Origin of the sequence: Stutzerimonas kunmingensis, from assembly GCF_002929225.1 — a bacterium.
Lineage (GTDB): Bacteria > Pseudomonadota > Gammaproteobacteria > Pseudomonadales > Pseudomonadaceae > Stutzerimonas.
The window spans coordinates 452,462-479,428 of sequence record NZ_PISM01000004.1 but is presented as its reverse complement, the minus strand read 5'-3'; the positions used below and the strand labels follow the sequence as shown (position 1 = coordinate 479,428).

The following is a 26,967-nucleotide window of genomic DNA, read 5'->3' as shown; positions in this document are numbered from 1 at the left end:
CTCACCTGCGCCCACTGCGCCCTGTCGCAACCAGCGATAGCGCACAGCAGTTGAGATTACCTTCTATTTGATAATAGTTTTCGTTGCTATTAGGATGCCCGCCCTCGCTCCCTTCCCTCAAGGATCATTCGATGCGGCGCCTTCTCCTCCCGATGCTCGCGATTCCAGCCCTCACCTGCCCTGCCGTGGTTTCAGCCAACGACGAACCGCCTGCTGAACCGCTGGCATTGGAGGAGATGCAGGTCACTGCATCGGCCGAGCGCGCCGACGGGCCTGTGCAGGGCTACCGGGCAACCCGCTCGGCCAGCGCCACCCGAACCGACACCGCGATCCACGAAACCCCGCAGTCGATCAGCGTGGTCCCGGCGCAGGTCGTCGAAGACATCGGCGCAACGCGCCTGGAAGATGCGCTCGATTACGCCGGTGGGGTGGAACGTGGCAACAACTTCGGCGGCCAGGGCCTGACCGAATTCCTGGTGCGCGGCTTCAGCACCCAGGAGTTCTACCGCAACGGCTTCGCGGTGAACCGCGGCTACCCCAACATGCCCGACGCCAGCACGCTGGAGCGCATCGAAGTGCTACGCGGCCCGGCCTCGATGCTGTACGGTCGCGGCGATCCGGGCGGCACCTTCAACATCGTCAGCAAGCAGCCGCAGGCGGAGCGGCGCACGGTACTCGGCAGTCAGGTGAACACCGATGGTCTGCGTCGCGGCACTCTGGACACCACCGGGGCGCTGGACGAGAGCGCCGCGTTTACCTATCGCCTCAACCTGGTCGCCGAAGGCAGCGACAGCTTCCGTGATCACGTCGAAAGTGAGCGCTACAACATCGCGCCAGTGCTGCGCTGGCAGCTCAGCGACGACACCGCGCTGATCCTCGAAGGCGACTATCTGCACAACCGCCACCCCATGGACCGTGGTCTTACCCGCTACCCCAACCAGGCCGGCGACCTCTCGCGCGATCGTTTCCTCGGGGAGGAAAGTGCCGGCAAGCTGACCAACCAGAACGCCACCACGCAACTGCGCCTGGAGCACCAGCTGGACAGCCAGTGGATGCTGCGCGGCGGCATCCAGTACCTCGACGGCAGCCTGGACGGCGGCGCGGTGGAGAACAATGGCCTAGCCGCCGATGGCCGCACGGTAGGACGCAACTACAGCGAGCGCTGGCTGAACTGGAACGACCTGGCTGTGCAGGCCAATCTGGAGGGTCACTTCGATGCAGCGGGCCTGGCCCACACGCTGCTGCTCGGTGTGGAATTCGACGACTTCAACTACGACTCCCAGATCGATCGCTCGGGTGGTGCGACCAGCGACTTCCCGATCGACCTCTATGATCCGGTCTACGGCCAGCCGCTGCCGGTGCTGACCCGCACCACGACCTACGATGACGAGAACCTGAAGTCCTACGCGTTCTTCCTGCAGGACCAGATCGCCCTCACCGAGCGCCTGACAGCGCAGGTCGGCGCGCGCCTGGAACGCTTCGAGCAGCGCTATGAAAACAAGCTCACCCCCGCCGGCAGCTGGGACCAGGCGCATAACGCCGTCTCCCCGCGTTTCGGGCTGATCTACGACCTCACTGAGGAGTTGGCCGTCTACGCCAACACCTCACGCTCGTTCAAGCCCAACCGCGGCGCCGACCGCAGCAGCCAGGCGTTCGACCCGGAAAAAGGCATCGCCCACGAAGTCGGTATCAAGTACGAGCTGCCGGAGCACGACCTCAGCGTCACCGCGGCGCTGTTCCACATCACCAAGGAAAACGTGCTGACCAGCGATCCGCTCGACAGCAATTACCAGGTTGCTGCCGGCGAAGCGCGCAGCCGCGGCTTCGACATCAGCGTGGCCGGCAACATCACCCCGCAATGGCGCGTGATCGGCGGCTACGCCTACGTCGATGCCGAAGTCACCGAAAGCTCGAGCGCATCGATGCCGACCGGCACGCGCCTGGCCAACGTGCCGCGCCACAGCTTCAATTTGCTGGATACCTACGAAATCGCCGAAGGTCCGCTGGCCGGGCTCGGCGTTGGCATGGGCGTCAAGTACGTCGGCGACCGCAAGGGCGGCGCCACCAGCACCGCGTTCGACATGGACGCCTACACCACCGTCGACCTGCTCGCCTACTACCCGCTGACCGAACGGGTTCGCCTGAACCTGAACCTCAACAACCTGTTCGACGAAGAGTACGAAGAGCGCGCCTGGGGCAACATCTGGGCCTACCCGGGCGCCCCCGCACCCTCCAGGCCGGCATAGCGATCACGCTATAACGAAGAAGGGCGCAGCCTGTATGGCTGCGCCCCTCGGCTCCCCCTACCTCGGCCAACTGCGGTCGGGCTTACGGATTCAACTCAGCAGGCGCACGCGTCAAGCGACCTTGAACCGACCAACGAGCTGCTGTTGCTGCTCGGCCAGGCGCGCAAGCTCCAGACTGGTCATCGCCGTCTGCTCCGCACCGGCGCTCACCTGAATCGCGACATCGTTGATCTCGACGACGTTGCGATTGATGTCTTCGGCCACCGCGCTCTGCTCCTCCGCCGCCGTGGCAATCTGCAGATTGCGATCACTGATGGCAGAAACGCCGTCGGCAATCTCCGCCAGCAACTCCCCGGCACGGCCGATGTTGCTCGAGCCGGTCTGAGCCTTGGCGAGCGTCTCCTGCATCGAGCGCGCGGCCCGGTCAGCCCCGCCCTGGAGATTGGCAATCATGTCCTGAATGCTGCCGGTGGATTCCTGTGTCTTCTGGGCAAGCGTACGCACCTCGGACGCAACGACAGCGAAGCCGCGGCCATGCTCCCCTGCTCGTGCCGCCTCGATAGCCGCGTTCAGTGCGAGCAGATTGGTCTGATCGGCAATGCCGCGAATCACATCCAGCACGGACGAGATCGAATCACTCTCACGCTTGAGGTCCGCAATGATGCTTGCGGTCTGATCGGCCTGGCTCGACAGCTGGCGAATGAGCTCGATGGTGCTCTCGACTTCGGCCCGGCCTTGCGCAGTGTTGGCGTTGAGCTGCTGCGAGAGTTCGGCGGCATCGCTGGTGCTTCTCGCAACGTCACGCACGGTCGCGCTCATCTCGTTTATCGCGGTAACCACCAACTCGGTTCCCTGCCGCTGGCGATCGATGCTCTGGCTTGTCTGCACGGTCACCGCAGAGGACTCCTCCGCCGCCGTGGCCACCTGCGCGGTGGCGTTACTGATCTCGCCGACGACCTGCTTGAGCTCGACGGCCATGAAATTGAGGTTGCGCGAGATTTCGCCAAACTCGTCCCTGCCTTCGTAGTGCGCCGTTGCGGTCAGATCCCGAGCGGAAAGCGACAACAGCGCATGATTCACATCCTGCACCGCCAGTTTGATGTTGCGAATGATCAGGAAGGAAAGGCCGGTCACCACCAGCAGCGCAATGATCACCGCGGCGAGCGTCAGCCAAAGCGCGTTGCTCGCCTCATCGCGAGCCCGAGCGGCCAGTGTGCCCACTTCCTGCGACAAGGCCTGCTCCAGCTCCCCCATCAGGTCGATCCGGCTGGTCGCCGTATCGAACCAGCTCTCGCTGTCGATACCCAGGCTCTGCCCGATCGGCACCTCGAAAGCCAGACGTTGCAGACGTGCGACTTCAACGGCGCTCGGCTGCTGCAGCTTTTCATCCAGCAAACGGATGAAGTGCTCCGAGGCCGCACGACGGAAGCCGTCCATATAGGCTGAGAATTCACCCAGGTTCCGGCTGAAGGAGGCAAGCAGCGCCGCGTCGAACCGATCCTGACCGAACACCACGCCCAACAACGCCCGCTCGCGACCGGCCCGCTCCTTCATCTCGACGAACTGATTGAGCTCGCCTAGCGCTCGTGCAAGCGTGACGTCCTGCACGCTGCGCTCTACCTCGTGGGTAAAGCCGATCAACGCCTTGATGTAGCCAGTAAAGCGAGAACCGGAGTCGATGCTGTTGATTACGAACGAGTCGATTTGCGAACGTGTTGCCTGAAGCTCATCGAGCGAGGCCAAGACGCTCCCGATCTGCGAGCCTTCCTGCTTGGCAAGCACCTGCACGGCACTCAACGCTTCGTCAGTCGCTTGCCGCATCCCCGGCAGGCGCCGGGCCATGGTACGTCCCTGGCTCCCCAGATAGACGCCGCTCGCACCACGTTCACGTTGCAATGCAGTGATCAGCCGGCTCACGTTCTGCGCGGCCACGCTGGCCTCGACGGTGCGCTCCATTTGTCTCAGGGTGGCGTAGCTGTCAACGACATACAGGCTGGCCAGCCACAGAAAACCGAGCATAGGACACGCGAGGATCAAAAGAAGCTTCGCGCTCAAGGGAATGTTTCTAAGCATGTGTACCTCAGTGCTCCAGGTCATGGAGTTACCAGTGGCAGAAGGCAGGGTGCGCGCAACCGCCGCGCACCGTTCGGTACGCGCGAGGAAGCGATTTATCGGTTTATTGGTCGGTCGAACCGTGGCGTTGAATGCTGTAGCACGTCGCAGGACGAACGGCCCTTACAGGGCTTATCAGCGACCGTTTTGAACTGGCACACATTCTTTCTGTTGCACAGGCGCATAACCCTGACCAAAGTCAATAAATTAACGTCAAGCTACTGCCGGCTGTCGGACACGACGCCGGAAGGCAACCGAACAGGTCCAGAACCGTGAGGTTTACCCGGCTTGGCGAGACGGGGTTATGGAAGCTTGAGGCTTATATAACGACGCAGTTCTTCCTTGATTGAAAGCCCGGGGACGAGAAAGGAGGTAATGCAGCTTGAGGTTGATCACGAGGAGATGGTTCGGCAAAACCACCACAAACAAAAAAGGGCTAGCCGAAGCTAACCCTTTGATTTCATTGGTGCCGGAGACAGGAGTCGAACCTGCGACCTTCGCATTACGAAAGATCGGCACCTGTCATCGTAGAAGCTGGAAGCCAGTAAAATCGAGGCCTCCAGCGCACCTAACATGCCGTCCAGTGTGGCTAATGTCAGACTTCGGCCAATTTTGGGACACCACGTTGTTGCGTGTTGCGCAACATGCTAGGCTCAGCAAATGATCAAAACGTTCCAGCACAAAGGGCTACGCAAGCTCTTCGAAACCGGCAGCACGGCAGGCATACAGCCAGCCCATGCCAAGCGGCTACGGATGCAACTGGCGGCCCTGGATACGGCCATGACGATAGACGACATGGATATCCCCGGCTTCCGGCTGCACCCGCTCAAGGGCGAAATGCGTGGACGCTGGTCGATCATGGTGAACGGCAACTGGCGGCTGACGTTCGAGTTTCGCGACGGAAACGCTTATGTCCTGGACTATGAGGATTACCACTGATGAGCATGCACAACCCTCCCCATCCTGGTGAGTTCATCACCGATATCTACCTGGAGCCGAACGGCATCAGCGGGCGTGAGTTGGCCGAAAAGCTCGGCGTTGCCCCCTCCACCCTGAGCCGCGTCTTGAAGGGCACCAGTCGCGTCACGCCGGAAATGGCATTGCGCCTATCCGTAGCGCTTGGTCGCTCACCTGAAAGCTGGCTCTCCATGCAGGATGCCTACGATCTGTGGGTTGCCCGGCAACATGTGGATCTGCAGCATGTTGGCAAACTGGCTTTTGCCTGAAAGGCTTGAAAAATGGCATTTAAGGTACTGGCGGATGTTGCGGCATCAACAACCGACCTGAAAAGAAACCCGATGCGGGTTATCCGCGAAGGTGCTGGCGAAGCGGTGGTCATCCTCCATCGAAATAGGCCAGCCTTTTATGCCGTTCCGCCCGCGCTGTACGAGGCGCTGCTGGAGGTCGTCGATGATGCCCACCTCGCCGAGATTGCGCGTGCACGACGTGATGAGCGCGCTGTACGGCTAGATATCGATGAACTCATCGCGCTCGGAAAATAAATCCGTCCCCTTTTTCCGACTTCAATAGATAGTGTTTTCAGTATCCTTTAATCTAGCGAGCACAGCGCATGGATCTACCAGAGAACCTATTAAAAGTTAAAGCCTCCGTGCAACGGGCGATATCACCTATTAAACCAGCGACAAGCACGCCCTTCCCCAGCTCAATATTGCTATCAGGCCAACGAACAAACGCAGGACGAAGCCTTCCCCCGTATTATCTAACTTACTTTCTATTGGTTGATCTATTGGGATTTAAAAACCTTGGACAGTTCGAGAAGCTGGCTTGGTCTGTCCCCATCGAATATCTAGGAAGAAAATACCTCATTGAACACAGAAAGATGGGGCTTGGCATTTTTGCGGAAAAAGCAGAAGCACAAGAAATCCAAGCTCAAGAAATAGCAAACAAAATCAGAAAGGCTGCAAGAATAGCGAAACCTTACTTTGAATGGCGAGCCAAGGAAGCCATAGCAAACTCCTCAATAAATGTTAGAAACGTAACTGGAGAGCTCCACCAACGCTTTCAGTATTTCGTGCGCGAGTATGAATCTGCCTACACACAACAAAAGAAGGAGATAGAGCACCGAAGCATGGCGTCTTGGGAAGATATGAAAAACCTTAACAGTGGTTATTTTTCCCAGCCATTCACAATTTTTCAAAAGGTACGTTGGTTAGCAAATTCAGCGATTGATGCGTTTTTCAGCTTTACTGAACATGTATTTATTCATTTAGCCATAATCCAAGGGCGTATCAAAACGGGAAACGAGGTTGCCGAGCTAGTCGCATCAGACTGGAGCATTAAATACAAATCGGCATTCAATATTACGGAACCGAAAGCCAAAAGCTACCATGACGCTCTTTCTGAAATCAGAAGACAGCATCGAAATTTCGTTGCTCATGGATCGTTTGGAAAAAGAGGTGAAGCATTTTCCTTCCACTCCGACGCAGGAGCGGTACCTGTTCTACTTACAAATACTCATCGCCCATTATCATTAACCGGACCTGTAGACATTGCGGACGCAGAAGCGATAAAAACAATTAGTGACTTTATGGAGTATCTTTGGGCCGATGAAAGAGAGCCTGCACGCTTTTATCTTCAACGAACAGAACTTCCGATGATTCTAACACTCGCAGCTGACGGGACCTATGAAAAGGCTATGCAATCTGTAGAAGAAATGGAGCAACTTGTTGATTATTTGGAACACATAGCAGATCAAGCTGCGAATATGGACTGGTAGATTAACTGCTAACCGCGAAACCATATATAAAAATTATTAATTTACAACAAACGCTTCTGCATTTGGGTTGTAGCAGACTTACGACACGCCTTCAATTTGCGAAAACCATCGCCGAGCCGCATCGACTTTTCTTTACCGCCCGCACTTTGCTCGTCCAACCCTACACTTGTTATTCCTCACAATTCTCTATATCAGCAAGGGGCACGATAACACCGCTACCATTGAATGCAGCGACATACTCACATTCAATCTCGCCCCCTAACTGATTAAAGTATTGAAGCTTGCTGCTCCGATAGATTATGTGCCCCTGTTTCTTTACGGGGTTACCTCTTCGCAGAAGAAGGAAGACACCTTGATCATCCTCTAAGCCACGAACAGATTCTGGCTCTATTCCTAGATGGGCACATGCCTGCCTGAAGCCAATCGCTCTTTCTTTATTGGTGAAGTGGATTACGTCGAGATAGATTTCGGCGTCAGCATCGAGTGTGCTGATCTTGGTTACGGTCAGAGGGGGAAAGCCTGGAAGCTGCTCTAGGTTCGATGGCTCTTTGAGGCGGTATTCGGTGCTGTAGGTGCCGATGAAGACCGGCACTTCGTCTACCAGCTCGCCCTCAGGCACTAGCACTTTGTAGATATAGGGGAACGTTACGTTGGTCTTCGGGCATGTGTAGCGGTCATCCGTGTTTGACCTGCGGAGATGCTCGAAGCTTGCCATGTCGATGATGTTTCCCATGCCCTTCTCCCTGGAATCATGTCTTTCGGCTGAACCATCGCCGGGCCGCTTCGGCTGTTATTTGCTGCCCGCGTTTTGTCCTTCCAACTTTAGGTCCGCTTCGGCGTAGGCCGGACTGATTTGCCCTCGGCTTAAGTCAATTTCGCCCGTGCGTAGCCAAAGACTGTACTGCTGATAAGCGCAGGCAATGGCGTCCAGCTCGTTGGTACGCACCTGCGCATCTCGGTTGTAGCGAATTGTCTTGAGCCTTTCCGGCTTCAATCCAGTTGCATCGGCAACCACGCGATGACCCAGCATATGCACTAAGGCTCTAACGCGGTCTTGGGTTAATTCCATTCGTTCTTACCACTGCTAGGTAAAATATTTACCATCGCGGATCATAGGTATATATTTTGCCCAGGCGGTAAATATTTTACCTTCCGCCTGAAACACCCGATAACCACAGTTTATGAACATTTCAAAGGCAGGGATAGGCGATGACTACGCATCTAAACGAACCACCCTTCGACGTGAGCTTTGATCTGGACGGCAAGCGAGTGATCTATCTCGATTGCCGTAACGCTCTCATGTGCAGCAAGGAGGTCTACGCGGCGATGCTAGGCGTCAGCGTCGATACCGTAATTGCCTGGATGCAGAGCGGCACCATCCCCAGCGTAAAAATGGGTCGGCCTCGCGTGGTCAACCTCGCCCAGATTCGTACCGATCTGGCAAAGGGCAAAACCATCTTCGCCCAGGGGGACTACATCGATGAGTAAGCCGAACGCAGACCAAAACGGCAGCAACGTTGTGCCCCTGGGCGCGGCCATCAGCAACCTGTGCAGCATCGTGACCTTCGCCTCGGCCAGCGGCATTCCGGTGGAGGAAGTCACTGAGTGGGTAGAGAACGGCACGCTACCCAGCGTCACCTTCTCGGACTTCCGCATGGTGAACGTGGGCAAGCTGCGGGCCGACCTGCTGAGCGGAAAGGAGAACTTCGCCGCGGGGGATTACAGCCATGACTAGCCAGCATGTCGTTGTGGACGCCTCCACCGCCCAGGACTATATCGGCCAGACCGTTCTCGTTGAGCTGCACTGGGATGATGAGCCGGAATCCTATTGGCAGTGCCTGCATATCGTCGGCATGGTGGTGCCGATGGAAGGCGTGTACGACCACGGGTACTTCCTGACCTTCGATATGAACCGGGATGACTCTTACCCGAATGAAGTGTTCTTTTCGGACATTCGCACGATCAGGGTGATGCGGCACCGCGACCGGCATGGTTCCGGCAACGTACTGGGCCGTATCGCCCTTCCCAACTCTGCAAGGTCAAGGGCCGCGCTCCCGGCTCGTCGGAACAGCTTCACCGTTCCGGCGAACGGAAGCACGGGCGCAGCGCACCCTTGACCCTGCACGACCATGAACAGCCTATCGCTGGGAGTGTGGGGTAGCTTTTCCACCCCACGCTCCCGAGCCCTCGGCGGCAAGAGCGGGATGACAAGGGCAGCGCCCTTGGTGTTCTTCGTCCTCGCACGCCGCGCCTATCTCTGCCTCCCGCACCTGCTCCTCGGGCTGGCCAGCCTCGTGCTCTGTATCGCCCTTGCCGGCACGCCGCCGCCTGATCGTCCCTCCCTCCCGCCATTCACCCAGGAACAACCGTGCCTGGATGACCCAATCGAGTTCTTCATCGACGCCGTTACTGCATGGCAGCTAATGAGCGCGCGCACGGCAGCACAGTTCTACGCCGAGCGTAGCGAGCGCGTCGCCTGTGCCGGCGTGCGCGCGCCCCCGCGCTGACGTCCCTGTAACACGTCAGATAACCAGTTGTGGGTTCAGTGGCAAAAGCTCAATAAAGGTAAAACCGATGCAAGTTAAAGATTTCATCCGCGTTGATCGAACCACCGGCGAGGAAAGCAGCACCGGCCGGCTGTTTCTGGACATTGGCTATACGGGCTTCAAGGACCTGTCAGGCGTTCGCCTGCTGCGCTGCGGCGTGGATACGGTCCGCCAGCTGTACCGCGGGCTGATCCGCCCGGAGATCATGGCGCTATTCGAGAAACCGGGCGCGATGGTCGAGTTCGCCGGGGAAATCTGGCACTCGGGCCGTGTAGGTCGCGACTCGGGTTACCAGTACAAGCTGCAGAACGCTGACCTGGGCTTCATCCTGCTCATCAAGAACTTCAACGCGAAGCTGGAACACATCGGCCCGCACCTGAAAATCGAGGTATCACCGCACGCCATCGACGCGCTGTCGCCGGAACGGCTGCAAGAGCGGATGGACTACTACGCCGCTGCGGTGATGACCAACCGGGAGCGCAACCAGTGTGCCGTTCACCTTGCCCTGGATCTGCAAGGCTGGAAGCCCCCGGTCGATCTGGTGGCACGCCTGCATTGCCGGGCCAGGACACACCGGGATATCTCGGGCATCAGCCAGGTCGAGTGGGCCACCAAGTCCAGCGTCTACGGGCGCGGGGAAACGTCCATGTTCGGCTCGGCTGGTGGCGTGCAGCTCTGCATCTACAACAAGACCGAACAGGCCCGCGCAACGGACAAGCTCGACTTCTGGGAAAGCGTCTGGCGGCGTCGGGATTCGTTCGATGCGGCTGATCCGGACAACTACGATCCAGCCCAGGACGTGTGGCGGGTGGAGCTGCGCTATCACCACTCGGTCATCCAGCAATTCGCCAGCGGCTCGATTGACGTGAAGACCGGGGAAGCCATCGACACGGACTCCTTCGCCGCCTTCTCGGCCCATCTGGACGGCCTGTGGCGCTACGGCCTGCGCCAGTTCAAGCTCATTGCTCGCCCTGGTTACTACGAGCCGATCTGGACACTGATGCGCGATGACGTGCGGGTAGATGTGGCCGTGGATTCGCTGGTCGATGACACCGAATACAAGCGGTACTACAAGACCTCTCGAGGCTTCTCAGGCAAGAACGTGGAACTGTTCCTGGGAAACTTCGTAAGCCTGCTGGCAAGGGAGCGGGTGGGCGCAAAAAAGGCGTTTGAGACGCTGCAGCAATGGGACTGTTGGCCGGTGATCCGTGACCACTACGCCGCCAAGGAAATGACCGAGCGTGACCTGTACAAGCACATCAAGGCACTGCTCGAGGAGCGTCACGTTCGCTGGGGGCGTGCTGTTTGATCACCAAGGGACCAACCGGCTGGGACGTGGATTTCTGGCTGGATAGAACAGCCGGCATCCGCAAGCGCAAGCGTGGCTTCCGCACCAAGAGCGAGGCTGAACGCTGGGTAGTCGATATGCGCCGGGAGTACAGCCATCGGGGCCGCGACCCGGGCGAACGTCTCGCCGATCTGGTGCAGGTCTGGTACGAACTGCATGGCGCCACGCTCAAGGATCAGAAGCGCTATGGGCGCACCCTGGCGATAGTCGAAGCCCTGGGCAACCCGATTGCCTCCAGCTTCACCGCCCTGGATTTCAGCCGCTATCGGGCCGAACGCCTCAAGAGCTGCACTCCGGCAACGGTGAACCATGAGCATCGCTACCTGAAAGCCGTATTCAACGAGCTGATCCGCCTCGGCGTCTGGCATGAAGCCAACCCGGTCGCCAAGCTGCGACAACTGCGGGTCGATGAAACCGAGCTGACCTATCTCACCCTGGACGAATGCCGGTTGGTGCTGGATGAATGCGCCGCGTCGACCAACAGCCACACCCTGCCCGTCGCCAAGCTCTGTCTGGCTACTGGTGCTCGATGGGATGAAGCGGAGTCGATCACCCGTAACCAGCTGCTGAACGGGCAAGTTCGCTTCGCCAGGACGAAGAATGGCCGCGTGCGGACCATCCCCGTGCCGGATGATCTGGTGGACCTGATGCTTGAGCGTGGCTACCCTGGATCGGGCCGGCTGTTCAGCTCCTGTCGATCGGCGTTCCGCAAAGCCTACGAACGCACCGGCCTGCACACACCCGGCCAGCTGACCCACATCCTGCGGCACACCTTCGCCAGCCACTACATGATGCAGGGCGGCAACATCCTCACGCTGCAACGAATCCTGGGCCACGGCGATATCAAGATGACGATGCGGTACTCGCATCTGGCGCCGGATCACTTCGCGACTGTTCTCAGTCATTCGCCATTGGTGTTGCTCGAAGCACCCCGAGGGGATCGCTAGCGTTTTGCGGCCAGTGCTATACGATTGGCTGCGATTGAAACGGTGGTTGCAAGGAGGCAGACATGGGAATGGAAGATCGCGAGTGGTATCGCGAAGAACTGCGCCAGAAAGGCAAAAAGCCCTCCTGGGACAACTTCAGAGCTGATGCGGCACCCAAGGCGCAAACGACGGAGCCTCCTCGAGGCGAGATAACTCGAATCAAGCGGCCCGCCAAGACACGAACGCCACCGTCCTACGTGCACCTTCAGGCGCAAGAGATTCTCGATGCTCGAGCAGAGGCTAGAAAACGAAGCCTATGGCCGATCTATGGGATTTTCGGCGCCGCCTTTGGCGTCCTGGCTTACGTCGCGTACCGCCTGACAGCGTGATCGACGCCGAGACAAGAATGGGACACTTGTGAGACACCGGCCCAAAAACAAAAGGGCTAGCCGAAGCTAACCCCTTGATTTCATTGGTGCCGGAGACAGGAGTCGAACCTGCGACCTTCGCATTACGAATGCGCTGCTCTACCTACTGAGCTACACCGGCGCCAGGCTGCGGATTATCAGGGGTTCTGCGGTTGGACTCAAGTCCGCGCGCATCGCCCTCGATACTGCAATCCGCATCGGGCGATCAGTGCGGCCGCGACGCGGGCTGGCCGTGGTCGCGTTCGAGGTCGTGCTTGACCTGGCCGGCCAATTGCTCGCCTTCGGCGCTGGCCATCGCATAGCCCTCGCGAGCCTTGTCCTTGATCTTGCCGGTCAGCTCGTCGCTCTTCTGGCCCATCAGTTCGTCTTCACGACGGGTCGGTGGAACCGAGGCCGCCAGCAACGCGCCGAGGGCGATGCCCATGGCGCCCAATGCCAGCGGTTGCTCGTTGAGCAACTGAGTGAAACCGCCGCGCGCACGGTCTGCGGTATGTCGCAGGCTTTCCGCGGCGTGCCGGCTGGAGTCACCGACGCGATGACGGGCATTGCCCAGTGAGCTGGAGGCGCTATGGCTCATCTGCGCTGCCTTGTCCTTGATGCCGGTGCCCTGCTGCTTGAGACCAGAGGCCTTGGCGGCGAGCTTGTCGGTCATCGACGGACCGATCGAAGCGCTGTCGCTATAGTCCGGGCGCCGATTCTGCCCGGCCATCAGCCATACCAGGCCGATGGAGGTGAGCAGCGTCGGTACCGGATTAGCCTTAACGGTATCGGTGAGGTTATGCAGGAACTCGCCACCGCCGCCTTTGGCGTATCCGAGCGCGGTATCGATCATCTGCCCCGGGGAGAGCTTGCTTTCCAGCGCGTGGACGATGTTGCCGATTTCGGCGCGCTGCTGGTCGATCTCGCGCTCCAGCGTGTCGGGGTCCTTTTGTGCTTCTACGTCTACCTGGTTATGCGTGCTCATGCGTGCCCCCTTACGACTTCTTTATCCTTCTGCAGCGAATGGATGGTGCGGTCGGGTTTGAACGAAGAGGCTTCGAACTTCTTCTTGCCGGCCGAGACCATGATCATGCCGATGACCACCACGACTACGCCGACGATCAACGCGGCGAGCCAGGGTTCCATCATGGTGCTGAGGAAGTAGACCGCCGACATCAGCAGGATGATGAAGCCAGCCAGGAGCACCGCACCGCCGGTTGCGACGCTGGCAGCGCCTGCCTTGGTGGCCCGCAACGATTCGTTCAGCTCGGCCTTGGCCAGCGCCAGCTCCTTGGTGAACAGCGACGGCACTTCGCGGGTCAGCTGCCGTAGCAAACCGCCGACCGAATTATCGTGCTCGGGGTTGCCGGGTTCGTAAGGCGTATTGAGGTTGCGTTGTTCGTTCATCGATTAAGCCCTCCGTTCGTGCCTTTGCCAGTGCTGCCAACGCCGTTGCTGCCTACTCCATTGGTGCTGCCCTTGTTCGGCGCCATGCCAGCGTTGCTCACACCGCCGACGGTATTGCTCGGTGTGCCACTGGAAATGCGCGAGTCTAGGTCGGACTGGCTTGGCAGGGTTTCGGCGGTTACGTCTGCCGGCACGCCGAGCGGCGAAGTCGGATGCGGGCGACTGGCGTCGGAATGGCCGTAATCGGTCGTCGGTTCACGCGTTGTGGATTCAGTGCGATGGCTGGAAGCACGGGCGAAACGAGTCAGGCCGAAGCCAAGTGCAACGCTGCCGGCAATAAACAGGCCGGGATTGTTGCGAGCCAGACGGTTCACCTCGCCCACCAGCTCATCGACGCTCTTGCCGCGCAGGTTGTCGGCCAGGTCGACCATGCTCTGCGCCATGTCGGAGACGTAATGGGAAAGGCCAGTGCGATCCTGGTTTTCAAGTTCTGCCGCTGCTGCCTTGGCACTCTGGGCAACCTTTTCCAGCTCATCGGCGGCCGTACCGCGGTAGCTGTCCAGCTGCGCCTTGCCTTGGGTCTTGACCTGCTCGCCAGCTTCGCGCGCCTTTGCCTTGAGTTCCTCGGCACTCGGAGCGGAAGCGGAGCTGCTTGCCTGCGTGGTGCCAGCCTGGCCTGTTTGGCCGGTGGGTTGAGCGGGAGCGCTCGTTGACTGCGCGTTGGCGTCGGTTCTGGCTTGGCCGCCGTAACCTGTGATCTCTTCATCGGGTGTCGTCATTTTGTCCACCTTTTATAGGGTCATAGGGTTTGGCCGGATGACCACGGTCCGTGAAGCACAGCAGTGCGGGCTTCCGCGGCTGTGCGATTTCAGTACGCACATAAATGGTGACCGGACCCAAATTTTCGAGTTCCGTGTTTCTGGCCAAGCGGTACGGGGCTTCGAGAACCGAGTCAGCTATGCCGCACTGCAGAAAGGGAGGACGTGAAACAGCGAGATCTGGTGGCGATCTGCCCGCGATTGGCGCGCAGCCGGCATGCAGCTTGGCTTGGGGGAATGCGAAGGTCGAACAAGCGGAACGGCGGGAATGACAGCGATGGTGACCATCGGGTCAGCTCGTTGGCGATCACCCCGTCGCAGCGAGCCGACGAGCTGTAATCAGCCAATACAGTATAGGAACGCAAAAACGGGCCCTTGGGGCCCGTTCTTGTTTGGATCGTTGTCGTTACAGCGGACCGACGCTGGTGCAGCTGTTTGTGGCTTTGGCGTGCTTCTGCAGAACCGGCAGCTGCGGACGGTACTTGCCACTGCTCACGTCCAGCGACATGGCGTACTCACCCCACCAGGGACCGGCAGCCCAGTAGGTGCTCGGGATGCAGTTCTGACGCAGGTAAGCCAGCAGGTTGTCGGTAGCGACGATGGCCGAGGGCGAGAAGTCCGGTACGCCATGCTCACCGATGTAGCCGCGCAGCTTGTTCTGCTTGAGCCAGTCGACGAAGGGCTTGACGCGATTGACACCAATCATCGGGTCGAACTTCTCGGCCTTGTCGAAGTAGTTGCCCGAGAAATCCTTGTCCACGTACATGTGCGCTTCATAAACCAGGTTGTTCTTCGGATCACGCATCCACGGGTTGGTGACCAGCTGGGTGTTGTAGTGCGGCCAGTGGAAGGCGCTCGACCAGCGATCGCCCGCTACGTAGATCCAGCGCTGGGAGTCGACGGTGCGGATTGCCTGAGCAGCAGCCAGGGCAGCCTGCGGCCAGAGCCCATTGGTGGAGTGCGGCTCGTTCATCAGGCCGTAGCCCTCGACGGCAGGATGGTTGACCACCTGCTGTACGATCTGCTTCCACACCGCAGCGAAGGAACTGATGGGCACTTCGTTGGAGCCGATCAGCTTGCCGTAGTAACGGTAGTAGTTGTGCAGGTCGAGAATCACCTTGACGTTGTGCTTCTGCGCGAAGTCTAGCGACTGCTTCAGGCGGGCGAACTCCTCAGCGTTCAGCGGAGAGTTCAGCTTGGGCTGGATACGCTCCCAGAGGAACGGCAGGCGAACCAGCGGCATGCCCAGGTCGGAGTACTTCTTGTAGTACGACTCGGCCGGGTAGGTGTAGTTGGTGCCATGCTTGCCCGGAACAACCGACGGGCCGAAGCCTGCGCCGGACAGGTTGACGCCGACCAGCAGCGGCTTGCCGTTGGTGGTGTCAGGTGCGGTAGGCGCAGGCGCCGGTGCCGCTTCTACCGGCGGAGTAGTCAGAGCCGGAGACGAAGGAGTGCTGGTCGATGTGCTGACCACCGAGATGGTCTTCGGATAGCCCAGGGTGGTGCCGTTGATCACTGCACCGTCGAGGAAAACGCTCATGTTGCTGCCAACCAGCTGAGTGCGCAGCACCTTGCGGGTCTGGCCGTCAGCGAGCTTCACCACAGCGCCAGTCTTGAACGCTGCCACGTTGGCGCTGCTTGCCTGAATAGAGAAGGCGGCGGCAGTGCGGAACATACCGTTCAACCAATGAGTATTGGTGTAGTTGTTCAGGTTACTGGTCGCGATGACTGAGTTAGTCGGAGCAGTAGGCGCCGGAGCCGGGCTGGTAGTAGAGGTTGTCGCCAGCGACAACTTGTTGGGTGCGCCGACCACACTCCCGTTAACTGCCGCACCCTCGAGATAGACGCTCATATTGGCGCCGACAACTTGTACCTGGGTAACTTTGCGAACCTGGCCATCCGCCAGTTTTGCCGACGCACCAACTTTGAACGCAGCCTTGTTGGCAGTACTTGCCGGAATGGAGAAGCCCGGCGACTTGCGCCATACCCCATTGAGCCAATCGGTATTGGTGAATGCATTGATGCTGGTCGAGTGTGCAGCAACGGTAGTCGGTGAAGTGACCGGAGCGGTGGAAGTTACAGGCGCCGTTACGGCCGTACTACCGATGGTGACCACCTGCGGTGCGCCAACCTTGTTGCCGTCCAGCTTTGCACCTTCCAGAAAGATGCTCATGTTGCTGCCGACGATCTGGGCGCGGCTGATCTTGCGTACCTGACCGTCTGCCAGTCGTACCGAAACGCCGGACACGAACGCGGTGCGGTTTGCCGAGGTAGCCGGGATCGAGAAGCCGGCGCCGGTGCGCCAGACACCGTTCAGCCAATCGGTGTTGGTGAACGCGTTGATCTTGGCGGAAACCGATACAGCGGCAACTGTGGATGCAGCGGCATAAGGCGTGGTGACAACAGTGACACCACCCAGAAGAACAGCGGCGGCGATGGAAGCGACGAGTGCCTTGCGGGCACCGGAAAACAGGTTGGTGGACATTGAGTCTCTCCGGAACTTACTACTTCAAAGGCCGAGCCTTTAAAAAGTGACGGGAGGTCGATAAGTCGTGGGGCGTTGCTCTTGAGGAGGGCCGCGGTGTCACAACAAACGAACCGTTCAACAAGAAATTTCCCGCCGTCCACCCCCTGAACAAACCGGCAAATCGTCTTGCGTGGCGGCTTTATAATAGGTTCCAAAAATTAATGGAAATTTTTTTGTCAGTAATAGATCGCCAGAAAAACGCCATATAGAGCAAATAACATTAAGTTGCCATTACTCATATGGCGATAGCTGTCGAATTGATATTACGTTTAACCGCCCTAGTTGGTTGTCTGGCGCCAAAATAAGCGTCGGCTTTTTGAACTTCCGAGGTCTTAAGAGGGATTAACCGCTATCGAGCTTGCCGACGAACGGTATATAGCGGAGGAGCTGATAGCCGTCTGTTAGGGATGAGGAACCAGCGGCCGGAAGTAACCGATCTTCGTCGGCATATGGCTGTCGGATGCCTTACCGAACGACGAAACGGAGGCACCATGAGCCATAAGTACAAAGTGGGCGATCACGTCAGCTGGAACTCGGAAGCGGGACGGGTCAGCGGTCACATCACCCGCGTGCACACGGCTGACACCGAATTCATGGGCCGCACACGGCACGCCAGCCCGGATGCCCCGCAATACGAGATCAAGAGCGACAAGACCGATCATGTGGCGATGCATAAAGAGTCGGCACTCAGGAAGCTGAGCTGAGGCATGGTTCAGCCAGCCACGGTGTGGACCATCGGCCACTCGACGCGCTCTCTGGAGCAGCTGATCGAGATACTGCGCCACCATCAGATCGAGGCCATCGCCGACGTCCGCCGCTTTCCCGGCTCACGGCGATTGCCGCAGTTCGGCGAGGCAGCGCTGCGCGAAGGTCTGGAAGCGCACGGGCTGCACTATCAATGGATCGAGGAACTGGGCGGCAGACGGCGGCCTCTGAGGGATTCGCCAAGCCTGGCCTGGCGCAACAGCTCCTTTCGCGGCTATGCCGATCATTTGCGCAGCGATGAATTCAACCGCGGTCTGCAGCGCCTACTGGAAATGGCGGCCCAGCGACGCACGGCAATGATGTGCGCCGAGGTGCTCTGGTGGCGCTGCCATCGTTCGCTGGTTTCGGACGTGTTGAAAATACGCGACATCGAAGTCCTGCATATCCAGGACGAGAAGCCGCCGGCCACCCACCCGTTCACCGCCCCTGCCCGCCTGGTCGACGGGCAGCTGAGCTATGCGGAGGGCAAGGGTGAGTCGTTGAGAAAGGAAATCGGCAGCGGGCAGATCAATCTGGATCTGTAGCGGCCACCGGGTGGTCATTGCGACCACCCCGCTATGGGGTTGGCTCAGGCGCGTTCGATGCGATCCGGGTGGATGACGATGCGGCCCTGCTTGTAAAGACCACCGATGGCCTTCTTGAAGTTGCCCTTGCTGACGCCGAAGCGACGTGCAATTTCCTCGGCCGGGCTCTTGTCGCTGACATCCAGCGAGCCCTGGTTTTCTTCCAGTTTCTGCAGGATCAACGCCTGCAGCGCATCGGTCGCTTCGCTGCCCACCGGCTGCAGGCTCAGGCTGATCTTGCCGTCGGGCCGCAGCTCCTTGATGTAGCCGCGCTCGCGCATGCCACCACGGAGAAACTTGAACGCCTCGTTCTTGTGAATCAGGCCCCAGTGCTGGCCGTTGATGATCGCCTTGAAACCGAGATCGGTGGCTTCGACGATCAGCAAGTCCACCGCTTCTCCTACCTTGTAGTTCGCCGGGGTCTTGTCCAGATAGCGGTCCAGTCGCGCCGTGGCGGTAATGCGCCGGGTGCGCTTGTCGATGTAGACGTAGACCACGCAGTAATCACCCACCTGCAGCGGCCGCTTCTCTTCCGAGTGCGGCAAGAGCAGGTCCTTGGGTAGTCCCCAGTCGAGAAACAATCCGACCCGGTTGATCTCGGCCACCTTCAGACTGGCGAATTCACCGACCTGCACCTTGGGCTTTTCGGTGGTGGCGATCAGCTTGTCCTCGCTATCGAGGTAGATGAAGACGTTCAGCCAGTCATCCACCTCGGTCGGCATGTCCTTGGGGATGTAGCGGTTGGGCAGCAGGATTTCGCCGTCCGGGCCGCCGTCCAGATAGAGGCCGAAACCGGTGTGCTTGACGATCTGCAGGCTGTTGTAACGTCCGATTGCGGCCATGTGGGCGGTCCCGAATATAAAGGCGGCGATTCTAGCGCCTGTCAGCGTGGCAATGCATAGGCGATCACCGAATCACCGGCTTTAGTGCCCAGCGAGCCATGCCCGCCGGCAACCACCACGACCATCTGCCGACCCGAGCGGCTCTCGTAGGTCATCGGCGTGGCCTGGCCGCCGGCCGGCAGACGCGCTTTCCATAGTTCGCGGCCGGTACTGACATCGTAGGCACGCAGGTAGTAGTCAAGCGTGCCGCTCAAGAACGCGACGCCACCGGCGGTGAGCATCGGTCCGCCAAGGCTCGGCACGCCCATCTTGAATGGCAGCGGAATCGGCGAACGGTCGCGAACCGTGCCGTTCTTGCGCAGCCAATGCGTCTTGCCGGTACGCAGATCGGCGCCGGCCACGTAGCCCCAAGGCGGCGCGGTGCATGGCAGGCCGATGGGCGAGACGAAAGCCTTCAGCTCAACCGCAAACGGCGATCCGAAGTTCTCGTTGAGGAACGACTCCTCCTCGGACACGTAGGTCGTCTCGGCATCCTCCCGGGGAATCAGCTTCGCGGTGAAGGCCAGATAGGCCGGCGTGCTGAACACCATCTGCCGCACCGGGTCCACCGCTACGCCGCCCCAGTTGAACACCCCGAAATTGCCCGGATGGACCAGGGTGCCCTGGGTCGATGGCGGTGTGTACCGCCCTTCGTAGCGCAGCGAGTGGAACTGGATGTGGCACATCATTTGGTCGATCAGCGTGGCGCCCCACAGGTCCTTGCCCTGCAGCTTCGGTGGCTCGTAAGACAATGCCGACGCTGGCTGCGTCTTGGCGACCCAGTCGCCCTCGGCCGCGCCCTGCGGCGCCGGCACCTCGCGCACCGGCAGGATCGGCTCGCCCGTGCGGCGGTCGAGTACATAGATGTCGCCCTGTTTGGTCGGCGCCACCAGCGCGGGTACCGGGCCGTCCGCGGCCTGGATGTCGATCAGGCTCGGCTGCGCCGGCACATCCATGTCCCAGAGGTCATGGCGCACGGTCTGGAAAACCCAGCGCAGCTGGCCGCTATCCAGATCGAGGGCAACGATGGACGAGGAAAAGCGCTCGCTGTTCTCGCTGCGCTGTCCGCCCCACTGATCCGGCACCTGATTGCCCAGCGGCACGTAGATCAGGCCCAGCGCCTCGTCTGCACTGGAAATGCTCCAGCTGTTCGGGCTGCTCGCGCTGTAGGTCTGCCCGGCGGCGATCGGCGCTGTTTCATCAGGATTGCCCGGATCCCAGTTCCATTTCAGCTCGCCGGTATAGACGTCATAGGCACGGATGACGCCGGACGGCTCGTTGGCGCGAACGTTGTCATTCACCGCTCCGCCGACGATCACCCGATCACGCGCGACCACCGGCGGCGAGGTGGAATAGTAGAAGCCTTCCTTCACGTGGGGCATGTTCGCCCAGAGATCCACCGCGCCGTTGTCGCCGAAGCCGGGGCAAATCTCCCCAGTCTTCGCATCCAGCGCGATCAGCCTGGCATCGGCGGTTGGCATGAACAGGCGCTGCCGACAGGCCTGGCCCTCGTTCGCCGGCGGCGCTGCATGGTAGGAAAGCCCGCGGCAGGTCAGGTGCTGGCGGTTGACCGAATGCGGCACCTCGGGATCGAAGCGCCAGCGCTCCTCGCCGGTTTCGGCATCCAGCGCGATGACCAGATTGTGCGGCGTGCACAGGTACAGGCTGTCATCGACCTTGAGCGGGGTGACTTCGTAGGTGGTTTCATCCGGATCGTCTGGACCGCGCAGATCCCCGGTCTGGTAATGCCACACCGGCTCCAGCCGCTCGACGTTGTGCGGCGTGATCTGTGCCAGCGGCGAGTAGCGCTGGCCCTGCTGGCTGCGTCCGTAGGCGTGCCAGTCGCCGGCCGGCACGGCTTGGTCCATGGCAGGCGCTTCGGCCAAAGGCGGCGGCAGCATGCCCTTGATGTCGTGACTGTCGTGCCCAACGGCGTACACCGCTGCTGCGCCCCAGAGCACGACCGCCAGCGTCAGCGGCAGCGCGGCGCCGCCCCAGGCGCGAAAACCGAAGTGCTGCCAGCCCAGCCGCTGCGCGATCCAGGGCGTCAGCAGCCACAACCCGAGCGGCGCGATGATGCTGCCGCGCGGCGCCAGTTGCCACCAGTCCAGCCCCACTTCGTACAGCGCCCAGCCGAGCGCCCCGAGCATCAGCAGCGCGTAAACCCAAAGCGCCGCGCGGCGGCGCATCAGCAGCATGACCCCGGTCAGCAGAAACCCTGCCGCGACGATGGCGAAATACCAGGTACCGCCAAGGCTGACGACCTTCGCTCCCCCTGCAGCGAGCGCGAGCCCGACGATGATGCAAAACACCCCGCTGATGACCACAGCCACGGCCTGTCTCCCTCGATCTTGTTATTCAAATCACCACACTGCGACGGCCGGCAGGGCTGGCCATCATTAGAGTGGGACAGGCGACGAGCGGGAATGCTCCGTGCACAGGGGCGATTGGCGCGACATGACTTGGCAAGACGGGGCCGGCAACCCCAGCCAGGCGAGACTTACTGGGTATCCAGGCCAACCTGAAGCAACTTGCCATTGCCCGCATCGGTCAGCACATAGAGGTAACCGTCGGGCCCGACGCGAACGTCGCGGATGCGCGCGCCCAGCTCCTTGAGCAGGCGCTCTTCACCCACCACGCGGTCGCCATCAAGCTGCAGGCGTATCAGCGACTGATCCACCAGCGCGCCGATGAACAGACTGCGCTGCCAGCCGGGAAAGCGCTCGGCGTCGTAGAACGCCATCCCACTGACGCCCGGCGATTTTTTCCAGACGTGGTGCGGCGGCTCGGTGCCCTCGACCGTTTCACCCTCGGCTTCAGGAATGGGCAGCATGCTGTAGTTGATGCCGTGAGTTGCCAGCGGCCAGCCGTAGTTCTTGCCAGCCTGGGGAATGTTGACTTCGTCACCGCCGCGCGGCCCATGTTCGTGGGTCCAGAGCACGCCGCTCCAGGGGTTGAGTGCGGCGCCCTGCTGGTTGCGATGGCCGTAGGACCAGATTTCCGGCCGCACGCCGTCCTGGCCGACAAAGGGGTTGTCCTCCGGCACACTGCCGTCCAGGCCGATGCGCACCACCTTGCCCTGATGCTTGTCGAGGTCCTGCGAGGTCGGCCGCTGATTGTTTTCGCCGAGCGCGACGAACAGGTGCCCCTTGCCGTCGAACACCAGCCGCGAGCCGAAGTGCACCCCGGTAGAGAGCTTCGGCAGCTGACGGAAGATAACGTCGAAGTTATCCAGCCGTGTGTCATCGTCACTCAGCCGGCCACGACCGACCGCCGTTCCAGCCTTGCCCTGCTCACCGGCCTCGGCATAGGTCAGGTAGACCAGGCGGTCCTTTTCGAAGTCCGGCGACAATCGCACGTCGAGCAAACCACCCTGGGAGCGGGCGAAGACCTCCGGCACGCCAGCAAGCGGCTCGGAGAGGCTGCCGTCCAGGCCGATCACGCGCAGGCGGCCGGGCCGCTCGGTCACCAGCATGCGCTTGCCGTCCGGCAGGAAGGCCAGTGCCCAGGCGTTTTCAAGACCGCTGGCGATCTCCTTGACCGTTACCGGCCCGGCCTCGCTGGAATGACGTTCAGTTTCGGCGACAGCCTGCAGCGAAGCGGCGATGGCAAAACCACAGAGCGTGGTGCGAATGGCATGGCGCAGCATGGTCTTCCTCTCAGGTGATGATCCGGCATCGAGAAACTCGCTTTCGCGGCTAATTGAAGACCAGGCGGCTCGCTGAGTGGTTGCAAAAACGCTTCAAGAAATGACGGCCTGCAAAAACCTGAACAAATTTTGATCAAATCTGTATAATGCCCGGTTCGACTGATTAAAGGAAAAGCGATCCATGGCCACTAAAACCACCAGCGCCAAGCGCAAGCCCGAACCCGCCACCGAAACCAGCCAGTCCCTCGCTGCGCAAATGGCCGCTTTCATCAAGGCAGGCGGCGAAGTCCAGACCATCCCCAACGGTGTGAGTGGCCAGACCAACGGTCCTTCCCGCCAGATCACCATCAGCAAGAAGTGATCTGAACCGCCTTCGGCGAGCCGGCTTTATCATGGCTCGCCGCGTTCTACCCCCTCCTTTCTCGTCTCCGAGCGCACCATGACCGACCCCGTACGCCTTGCCAAACGCCTCGCCGAGCAACTCGGCTGTTCCCGGCGCGAGGCCGAGCTGTATATCGAGGGTGGTTGGGTAACGGTCGACGGAGAACTGGTCGAAGCGCCTTTCATCAAGGTGAGACCTGAACAGTGTGTCGAACTGCAGGCCGGCGCTACCGCGAAGGAAATCACGCCTGTGACGCTGCTGCTGCACAAACCGGCCGGGCTGGTGATCGATGCCGACGTCGACAGCACCCGCCGCGTACTGCAGGCCAGCGAGCACTGGAGCGACGACCCCAGCCGCAATGAAGCGTTGCAGCGTCATCTGCTCCAGCAGAACCTGTTGCTGCCACTGGACGCCGACGCCAGTGGGCTGACCGTCTTCAGCCAGCAACGCGAAGTGATCCGCCTGCTCACCAGCACGCGCGACAAGCTGGAGCAGGAATACGTCGTCGAAGTGAGCGGCGAAGCCGAAGAAAACGGGCTGGCCCTGCTCGCCAAGGGCATTGGCCACCGCGGCAAGATCCTGCCCAAGGCCAAGGTCAGCTGGCAGAGCGAAAACCGTCTGCGCCTGGTGATCAAGGAGCCCGCGCCCGGCGAGGTCCGCTTGCTCTGCGAAGCCATCGGGCTGACGGTGCTTGCCTGCAAACGCATTCGCATCGGCCGCCTGTCCATGGCCAAACTACCGGCCGGCCAGTGGCGTTTTGTCGGCGAACACGAGCGCTTCTGACGCCGTACCCGCACGCCATCGCCAGCACCGGCTGGCGGAGCACGCTTGCTTTACCTGCCCTGCTGAATCAGTCTTGAGCGGCATTTCGCCACGACGGCGCTTTCACTCAAGACAGGACCGCGATGCAGAAACTGATGCTCCTGCTGCTGACCGTTTTCCCGCTGAGCATCCTGGCTGCCGAGCCTGTCGCCGTATGGGCTTACCAACCCTCGCCTCCCTTTGCCTCCGGGCAGAACCCCGGGCTCTCCGAAGCGCTGGTGCAGTTGCTCAACGAGCATCCGACCAACCAGGACCGCTATCACTTCCAGCTGACCCAGTTGCCGCGCAAACGTCTCGATGCACGCCTCGAGGACAAGGAGCCCGGCATCCTCCTATGGGCCACGCCGGAGTTCTTCCCCGAGCGCCTCACCGCCAGCGCCAGCTGGAGCCGGCCACTGCTGTGCGACATCCAGGATTTCGTTTCCCATAAAGACAAGCCGGTCGACTATCACGGCCCGAAGTCCCTGCATGGCCTGCGTCTGGGCGGCGTGCTCGGGCATCTCTACCGGGCGCTGGAAGGCGACATCGACAAGGGCCTGATCCAGCGCGAAGACGTGCACAACGATCTGCAGAACCTGAACAAGCTGCTCAACCGGCGCATCGATGTCGCGTTGATGCCGCGCTCCTCACGGCTGTTCTTCAGCCTCACAGAGGTGCCGGACGCACCGCTGCATGTTTCGCCACGCCCGCTCTATGTCTTCGACCGGCATGTGCTCATGACCGCCAGCCTGCCAGCCGAAACCACGCAGTTCGTGCATCAGCTCATCGCCGATCTGCCGCACAGCGCGCGCTGGCAGACCCTGCTCAGGCGCTACGGCCTGCAAGAGATGAGCGCGCCCTGTCCCAATTATTGAGCGAACGTAAGCGCCACTGGCGAATCGAAGCTGGCACGGCTCATACTGGCGAAAAGAGAACGGAGTACCAATTCAGCCATGAAAAAGGCACTGCTGGTCAGCCTGCTATTGACCCTCGGCGGCTGCGCCACTAAATCCTGCGACCGCGACTGGAACGACCAATGTCGTGCCGAACGGCTGCTGTACCAGAATGACCTGATGCAGGCGAAGATTCTGATTTCGATCGGCGACGAAGACAGCTACGAACTTGCCCAGGCGCTGCTCGATCGCAGTGCGAAGCTGGATCGGCGCGGCGAGACTGAGTTCTATCAGGCCCTGCTGCTGATTCGCCAAGGCCCGGAGTCATCGGAAGTGCTCGACCTGTTGGAGAAGGCCAAGCGCAAGGGCCACCCCCATGCGGTGGCGCTGCTCTACAAGATCTATCACGAGCCGTACCTGCTCAACGAAGCAGACGAGGATCGCGCGGAACGCTATCGCGACGCCTACGGCGAGCTGGATGTCGCGCGCAGCGGCTATCCATCCTTCGATAAATCACTGGAACTGGTGAATCAGCTAGTCGCTCCGCCACCGCCATCGGTCCCTTATCAGGCGCCCTGCCCGCAGCACTGCCTGGAACAGTCCCGCTAGTTACGGGCCCAGGCGCCTGGGATTACCGTTTCAGGGCGCCGGGGTCTGCGAGATCCGCGGCTCCTCGTCGCCATCGGCCACCGCACGCGCTTCCTGTTCGGTGGCGTAGGGGCCACCGACGATGGTGCCGTTCAGCTCCACTACCCAGCACACGACCCAGGTCGGGCGCCAGGCCTTGGGTACGTCTTCGCCGCTGAGGTGCTTGATCTGAGAGGTCATGGCTTTTCTCCACTGCTGCTGGGTAAATCGGCCGTCCCATATCGTCGGAACGACTCCATGTAGGGAAGACCACAGGCCAGCCACCTTTGCTCGCCGGCACCGACGAAACGGTCCGCCAGCCGAACCCCCGGCGCTGCCGTGGCTCTACAGAACAGCCGCCGACGCTCGAGGAAAGACGATGCGCCCCATTGCCAGCCTGCTCCTGCTGACCCTGCTCTGCGCCGCGCTGTTGAACGGCTGCAGCCGCGCCACCCTGGTCTATCGCAACCTCGACATGGTCGTGCCCTGGACGCTCAACGACTATCTCGACCTCGATAACCGTCAGAAGGACGAGCTGCGCGAACGCCTGCGCGAGCACCTGGCCTGGCACTGCAGCACGCAATTGCCGGAACTGCTGGCCAACCTCGAACAGCTTGAGCGTGAAACTGCTGGCGGCCAGCTCGATCGCCGCGATCTCGAACCACAGTACCGCGACGTCCGCGACGCCATGCACAGCGTTGCCGTGGAGATCACCCCCACCGCAACGGACCTGCTGCGTGCCCTGAGCGACAAGCAGGTCGCCGAACTGCGCAGCGCGCTGGAGGAAAACCGAGAGGAGTACCGGGAGAAATACCTGGCTCCGCCGCTGGAACGGCAGATTCGCGAGCGCGCCGAGCGCATGCAGGAGCGTCTGCAGTACTGGTTCGGCCAGTTGAACGCGGACCAGCGACAACGCGTGCTGCTCTGGTCTCACACCCTGAACGAGCAGAACAGCCGCTGGCTGGGCAACCGCGAGCGCTGGCAAGAGCTGCTGTTGGCTGCGGTCGAGCAGCGCCACCGCGCCGATTTCGACGACCGCATTGCGCAGCTGCTGCAGGAGCGCGAGGAGTTGCTGAGTACGGACGATCAGGCCGCGTTGCAGCGTGCCGAGCAGGCCGGATTGGACCTGGTGGCCGACCTCTATAGCCTTGCCGACGAAGGGCAGCGGACCCACCTCAGCGGGCGCCTGGCGCAGCTGCGCACCGACTTCAGCGACCTGAAATGCCTGGCGCCGACAGCCTGATCCCTGGTGGTTGGGCGGTGAGTGGGTTAAGGCAAAGTCGGATGAACATGGCTGCAAAACAAAGGCGCTGCGACGGGTCCTGGCGGGCC

The 26,967-nt window shown here is 60.7% G+C and carries 29 protein-coding genes, 1 tRNA gene and 1 pseudogene; 19 read left to right on the top strand and 12 right to left on the bottom strand.

The features are described 5' to 3' along the window. The first annotated feature begins 131 nt into the window (after positions 1-131). A pseudogene (locus CW305_RS03355) lies at positions 132-2,260 on the top strand (TonB-dependent siderophore receptor). Positions 2,261-2,357: 97 nt separating this feature from the next. Here CW305_RS03355 and CW305_RS03350 read toward each other — a convergent pair. Beyond that, on the bottom strand, positions 2,358-4,319 hold the full coding sequence (locus CW305_RS03350; protein WP_181063844.1) for a methyl-accepting chemotaxis protein: 1,962 nt from the start codon (positions 4,317-4,319) through the stop codon (positions 2,358-2,360). A gap of 699 nt (positions 4,320-5,018) precedes the next feature. On the opposite strand from CW305_RS03350, the gene CW305_RS03345 reads away from it, so the two are divergent. The 4 genes from CW305_RS03345 (at position 5,019) to CW305_RS23555 (ending at position 7,095) form a co-directional block, all read left to right on the top strand. Further along, on the top strand, positions 5,019-5,297 hold the full coding sequence (locus CW305_RS03345) for a type II toxin-antitoxin system RelE/ParE family toxin (RefSeq protein WP_023443833.1): 279 nt from the start codon (positions 5,019-5,021) through the stop codon (positions 5,295-5,297). Next, positions 5,297-5,584, top strand: coding sequence for a HigA family addiction module antitoxin (locus CW305_RS03340; protein ID WP_023443834.1), 288 nt, complete (start codon positions 5,297-5,299; stop codon positions 5,582-5,584). Before CW305_RS03345 ends, CW305_RS03340 begins: the two co-directional genes overlap by 1 nt. A 12-nt stretch (positions 5,585-5,596) precedes the next feature. Continuing rightward, positions 5,597-5,860 carry a type II toxin-antitoxin system Phd/YefM family antitoxin gene (locus CW305_RS03335; RefSeq protein ID WP_031297119.1) on the top strand — a complete coding sequence of 88 codons (264 nt, stop codon included), beginning with the start codon at positions 5,597-5,599 and terminating at the stop codon, positions 5,858-5,860. A 68-nt stretch (positions 5,861-5,928) separates the two neighbouring features. Continuing rightward, positions 5,929-7,095: a hypothetical protein gene (locus tag CW305_RS23555; protein ID WP_219819250.1), complete on the top strand. Its 1,167-nt coding sequence runs from the start codon at positions 5,929-5,931 to the stop codon at positions 7,093-7,095. Between the two features lie 169 nt (positions 7,096-7,264). Here CW305_RS23555 and CW305_RS03325 read toward each other — a convergent pair whose 3' ends face one another. Both CW305_RS03325 and CW305_RS03320 read right to left on the bottom strand, forming a co-directional pair. Then, positions 7,265-7,828 (bottom strand): hypothetical protein, encoded by a 564-nt coding sequence (locus CW305_RS03325; protein WP_023443838.1) that lies wholly within the window; start codon positions 7,826-7,828, stop codon positions 7,265-7,267. 57 nt (positions 7,829-7,885) lie between these two features. Continuing rightward, a complete protein-coding gene (locus tag CW305_RS03320) occupies positions 7,886-8,164 on the bottom strand; it encodes a hypothetical protein (protein ID WP_031297121.1) in 279 nt (92 codons plus the stop codon). A gap of 140 nt (positions 8,165-8,304) precedes the next feature. Between CW305_RS03320 and CW305_RS03315 the strand changes: the two genes are divergently transcribed. The 7 genes from CW305_RS03315 (at position 8,305) to CW305_RS03280 (ending at position 12,304) form a co-directional block, all read left to right on the top strand. Beyond that, positions 8,305-8,583 (top strand): helix-turn-helix domain-containing protein, encoded by a 279-nt coding sequence (locus CW305_RS03315; protein WP_104097099.1) that lies wholly within the window; start codon positions 8,305-8,307, stop codon positions 8,581-8,583. Next, positions 8,576-8,830: a hypothetical protein gene (locus CW305_RS03310; protein WP_023443841.1), complete on the top strand. Its 255-nt coding sequence runs from the start codon at positions 8,576-8,578 to the stop codon at positions 8,828-8,830. The genes CW305_RS03315 and CW305_RS03310 overlap by 8 nt, the downstream gene beginning before the upstream one ends. Continuing rightward, positions 8,823-9,212, top strand: a complete 390-nt coding sequence (locus CW305_RS03305; protein ID WP_023443842.1) for a hypothetical protein — start codon at positions 8,823-8,825, stop codon at positions 9,210-9,212. Before CW305_RS03310 ends, CW305_RS03305 begins: the two co-directional genes overlap by 8 nt. Before the next feature lie 87 nt (positions 9,213-9,299). After that, the gene (locus tag CW305_RS03295) at positions 9,300-9,602 is read left to right on the top strand and encodes a hypothetical protein (RefSeq protein WP_031297123.1); all 303 of its coding nucleotides are present in this window, start codon (positions 9,300-9,302) and stop codon (positions 9,600-9,602) included. A 67-nt stretch (positions 9,603-9,669) separates the two neighbouring features. Continuing rightward, entirely contained in the window at positions 9,670-10,950 is a 1,281-nt protein-coding gene (locus CW305_RS03290) for a hypothetical protein (RefSeq protein WP_023443844.1), read from the top strand. Beyond that, positions 10,947-11,936, top strand: a complete 990-nt coding sequence (locus CW305_RS03285; protein WP_023443845.1) for a phage integrase — start codon at positions 10,947-10,949, stop codon at positions 11,934-11,936. The genes CW305_RS03290 and CW305_RS03285 overlap by 4 nt, the downstream gene beginning before the upstream one ends. Before the next feature lie 62 nt (positions 11,937-11,998). Further along, entirely contained in the window at positions 11,999-12,304 is a 306-nt protein-coding gene (locus CW305_RS03280; protein ID WP_023443846.1) for a hypothetical protein, read from the top strand. 84 nt (positions 12,305-12,388) lie between these two features. On the opposite strand, the gene CW305_RS03275 is transcribed toward CW305_RS03280, so the two are convergent. The 5 genes from CW305_RS03275 to CW305_RS03255 all read right to left on the bottom strand — a co-directional run bounded on the left by CW305_RS03275 (position 12,389) and on the right by CW305_RS03255 (position 17,032). Beyond that, positions 12,389-12,464 (bottom strand) — tRNA-Thr (locus tag CW305_RS03275). An 84-nt stretch (positions 12,465-12,548) separates the two neighbouring features. Continuing rightward, positions 12,549-13,307, bottom strand: a complete 759-nt coding sequence (locus CW305_RS03270) for a DUF3618 domain-containing protein (protein WP_104097098.1) — start codon at positions 13,305-13,307, stop codon at positions 12,549-12,551. After that, positions 13,304-13,729 carry a phage holin family protein gene (locus tag CW305_RS03265; protein WP_014819822.1) on the bottom strand — a complete coding sequence of 142 codons (426 nt, stop codon included), beginning with the start codon at positions 13,727-13,729 and terminating at the stop codon, positions 13,304-13,306. Before CW305_RS03265 ends, CW305_RS03270 begins: the two co-directional genes overlap by 4 nt. Next, a complete protein-coding gene (locus tag CW305_RS03260; RefSeq protein WP_104097097.1) occupies positions 13,726-14,508 on the bottom strand; it encodes a hypothetical protein in 783 nt (260 codons plus the stop codon). The genes CW305_RS03265 and CW305_RS03260 overlap by 4 nt, the downstream gene beginning before the upstream one ends. A 445-nt stretch (positions 14,509-14,953) precedes the next feature. Further along, complete coding sequence (locus CW305_RS03255; RefSeq protein ID WP_104097096.1) at positions 14,954-17,032, bottom strand: glycoside hydrolase family 5 protein; 2,079 nt, start codon at positions 17,030-17,032, stop codon at positions 14,954-14,956. A gap of 533 nt (positions 17,033-17,565) precedes the next feature. On the opposite strand from CW305_RS03255, the gene CW305_RS03250 reads away from it, so the two are divergent. Then, on the top strand, positions 17,566-17,778 hold the full coding sequence (locus CW305_RS03250) for a hypervirulence associated TUDOR domain-containing protein (RefSeq protein WP_014819819.1): 213 nt from the start codon (positions 17,566-17,568) through the stop codon (positions 17,776-17,778). Between the two features lie 3 nt (positions 17,779-17,781). Next, a complete protein-coding gene (locus tag CW305_RS03245; RefSeq protein ID WP_104097095.1) occupies positions 17,782-18,363 on the top strand; it encodes a DUF488 domain-containing protein in 582 nt (193 codons plus the stop codon). A gap of 44 nt (positions 18,364-18,407) precedes the next feature. On the opposite strand, the gene CW305_RS03240 is transcribed toward CW305_RS03245, so the two are convergent. From CW305_RS03240 to CW305_RS03230, 3 genes are all read right to left on the bottom strand, one after another. After that, the gene (locus tag CW305_RS03240) at positions 18,408-19,244 is read right to left on the bottom strand and encodes a CvfB family protein (RefSeq protein ID WP_046619815.1); all 837 of its coding nucleotides are present in this window, start codon (positions 19,242-19,244) and stop codon (positions 18,408-18,410) included. Between the two features lie 41 nt (positions 19,245-19,285). Then, positions 19,286-21,616 carry a glucose/quinate/shikimate family membrane-bound PQQ-dependent dehydrogenase gene (locus CW305_RS03235; protein ID WP_104097094.1) on the bottom strand — a complete coding sequence of 777 codons (2,331 nt, stop codon included), beginning with the start codon at positions 21,614-21,616 and terminating at the stop codon, positions 19,286-19,288. 167 nt (positions 21,617-21,783) lie between these two features. Next, positions 21,784-22,932, bottom strand: coding sequence for a PQQ-dependent sugar dehydrogenase (locus CW305_RS03230; protein ID WP_104097093.1), 1,149 nt, complete (start codon positions 22,930-22,932; stop codon positions 21,784-21,786). A gap of 181 nt (positions 22,933-23,113) precedes the next feature. Between CW305_RS03230 and CW305_RS03225 the strand changes: the two genes are divergently transcribed. The 4 genes from CW305_RS03225 to CW305_RS03210 all read left to right on the top strand — a co-directional run bounded on the left by CW305_RS03225 (position 23,114) and on the right by CW305_RS03210 (position 25,617). Further along, positions 23,114-23,293, top strand: a complete 180-nt coding sequence (locus tag CW305_RS03225; RefSeq protein WP_014819814.1) for a hypothetical protein — start codon at positions 23,114-23,116, stop codon at positions 23,291-23,293. Positions 23,294-23,371: 78 nt separating this feature from the next. Next, a complete protein-coding gene (locus CW305_RS03220) occupies positions 23,372-24,097 on the top strand; it encodes an RNA pseudouridine synthase (protein ID WP_104097092.1) in 726 nt (241 codons plus the stop codon). Between the two features lie 122 nt (positions 24,098-24,219). Beyond that, on the top strand, positions 24,220-24,990 hold the full coding sequence (locus tag CW305_RS03215) for an ABC transporter substrate-binding protein (RefSeq protein ID WP_104097091.1): 771 nt from the start codon (positions 24,220-24,222) through the stop codon (positions 24,988-24,990). 78 nt (positions 24,991-25,068) lie between these two features. After that, positions 25,069-25,617 (top strand): hypothetical protein, encoded by a 549-nt coding sequence (locus tag CW305_RS03210; RefSeq protein ID WP_104097090.1) that lies wholly within the window; start codon positions 25,069-25,071, stop codon positions 25,615-25,617. Between the two features lie 30 nt (positions 25,618-25,647). Here CW305_RS03210 and CW305_RS03205 read toward each other — a convergent pair whose 3' ends face one another. Beyond that, complete coding sequence (locus CW305_RS03205) at positions 25,648-25,836, bottom strand: hypothetical protein (protein WP_023445018.1); 189 nt, start codon at positions 25,834-25,836, stop codon at positions 25,648-25,650. Between the two features lie 178 nt (positions 25,837-26,014). Here CW305_RS03205 and CW305_RS03200 point away from each other — a divergent pair, with 178 nt between their 5' ends. Then, positions 26,015-26,878, top strand: coding sequence for a DUF6279 family lipoprotein (locus tag CW305_RS03200; RefSeq protein ID WP_104097089.1), 864 nt, complete (start codon positions 26,015-26,017; stop codon positions 26,876-26,878). Positions 26,879-26,967 lie beyond the last annotated feature (89 nt).

What these genes read in the sequence shown, in the direction of transcription:
- CW305_RS03335 (WP_031297119.1), top strand. Translation starts at nt 5,597, where the DNA reads ATGGCATTTAAGGTACTGGCGGATGTTGCGGCATCAACAACCGACCTG.
- CW305_RS03340 (WP_023443834.1), top strand. Translation starts at nt 5,297, where the DNA reads ATGAGCATGCACAACCCTCCCCATCCTGGTGAGTTCATCACCGATATC.
- CW305_RS03315 (WP_104097099.1), top strand. Translation starts at nt 8,305, where the DNA reads ATGACTACGCATCTAAACGAACCACCCTTCGACGTGAGCTTTGATCTG.
- CW305_RS03350 (WP_181063844.1), bottom strand. Translation starts at nt 4,319, where the DNA reads ATGCTTAGAAACATTCCCTTGAGCGCGAAGCTTCTTTTGATCCTCGCG.
- CW305_RS23555 (WP_219819250.1), top strand. Translation starts at nt 5,929, where the DNA reads ATGGATCTACCAGAGAACCTATTAAAAGTTAAAGCCTCCGTGCAACGG.
- CW305_RS03200 (WP_104097089.1), top strand. Translation starts at nt 26,015, where the DNA reads ATGCGCCCCATTGCCAGCCTGCTCCTGCTGACCCTGCTCTGCGCCGCG.
- CW305_RS03280 (WP_023443846.1), top strand. Translation starts at nt 11,999, where the DNA reads ATGGGAATGGAAGATCGCGAGTGGTATCGCGAAGAACTGCGCCAGAAA.
- CW305_RS03205 (WP_023445018.1), bottom strand. Translation starts at nt 25,836, where the DNA reads ATGACCTCTCAGATCAAGCACCTCAGCGGCGAAGACGTACCCAAGGCC.
- CW305_RS03260 (WP_104097097.1), bottom strand. Translation starts at nt 14,508, where the DNA reads ATGACGACACCCGATGAAGAGATCACAGGTTACGGCGGCCAAGCCAGA.
- CW305_RS03250 (WP_014819819.1), top strand. Translation starts at nt 17,566, where the DNA reads ATGAGCCATAAGTACAAAGTGGGCGATCACGTCAGCTGGAACTCGGAA.
- CW305_RS03225 (WP_014819814.1), top strand. Translation starts at nt 23,114, where the DNA reads ATGGCCACTAAAACCACCAGCGCCAAGCGCAAGCCCGAACCCGCCACC.
- CW305_RS03215 (WP_104097091.1), top strand. Translation starts at nt 24,220, where the DNA reads ATGCAGAAACTGATGCTCCTGCTGCTGACCGTTTTCCCGCTGAGCATC.
- CW305_RS03320 (WP_031297121.1), bottom strand. Translation starts at nt 8,164, where the DNA reads ATGGAATTAACCCAAGACCGCGTTAGAGCCTTAGTGCATATGCTGGGT.
- CW305_RS03345 (WP_023443833.1), top strand. Translation starts at nt 5,019, where the DNA reads ATGATCAAAACGTTCCAGCACAAAGGGCTACGCAAGCTCTTCGAAACC.
- CW305_RS03290 (WP_023443844.1), top strand. Translation starts at nt 9,670, where the DNA reads ATGCAAGTTAAAGATTTCATCCGCGTTGATCGAACCACCGGCGAGGAA.
- CW305_RS03310 (WP_023443841.1), top strand. Translation starts at nt 8,576, where the DNA reads ATGAGTAAGCCGAACGCAGACCAAAACGGCAGCAACGTTGTGCCCCTG.
- CW305_RS03240 (WP_046619815.1), bottom strand. Translation starts at nt 19,244, where the DNA reads ATGGCCGCAATCGGACGTTACAACAGCCTGCAGATCGTCAAGCACACC.
- CW305_RS03325 (WP_023443838.1), bottom strand. Translation starts at nt 7,828, where the DNA reads ATGGGAAACATCATCGACATGGCAAGCTTCGAGCATCTCCGCAGGTCA.
- CW305_RS03270 (WP_104097098.1), bottom strand. Translation starts at nt 13,307, where the DNA reads ATGAGCACGCATAACCAGGTAGACGTAGAAGCACAAAAGGACCCCGAC.
- CW305_RS03265 (WP_014819822.1), bottom strand. Translation starts at nt 13,729, where the DNA reads ATGAACGAACAACGCAACCTCAATACGCCTTACGAACCCGGCAACCCC.
- CW305_RS03220 (WP_104097092.1), top strand. Translation starts at nt 23,372, where the DNA reads ATGACCGACCCCGTACGCCTTGCCAAACGCCTCGCCGAGCAACTCGGC.
- CW305_RS03255 (WP_104097096.1), bottom strand. Translation starts at nt 17,032, where the DNA reads ATGTCCACCAACCTGTTTTCCGGTGCCCGCAAGGCACTCGTCGCTTCC.
- CW305_RS03295 (WP_031297123.1), top strand. Translation starts at nt 9,300, where the DNA reads ATGACAAGGGCAGCGCCCTTGGTGTTCTTCGTCCTCGCACGCCGCGCC.
- CW305_RS03305 (WP_023443842.1), top strand. Translation starts at nt 8,823, where the DNA reads ATGACTAGCCAGCATGTCGTTGTGGACGCCTCCACCGCCCAGGACTAT.
- CW305_RS03245 (WP_104097095.1), top strand. Translation starts at nt 17,782, where the DNA reads ATGGTTCAGCCAGCCACGGTGTGGACCATCGGCCACTCGACGCGCTCT.
- CW305_RS03230 (WP_104097093.1), bottom strand. Translation starts at nt 22,932, where the DNA reads ATGCTGCGCCATGCCATTCGCACCACGCTCTGTGGTTTTGCCATCGCC.
- CW305_RS03210 (WP_104097090.1), top strand. Translation starts at nt 25,069, where the DNA reads ATGAAAAAGGCACTGCTGGTCAGCCTGCTATTGACCCTCGGCGGCTGC.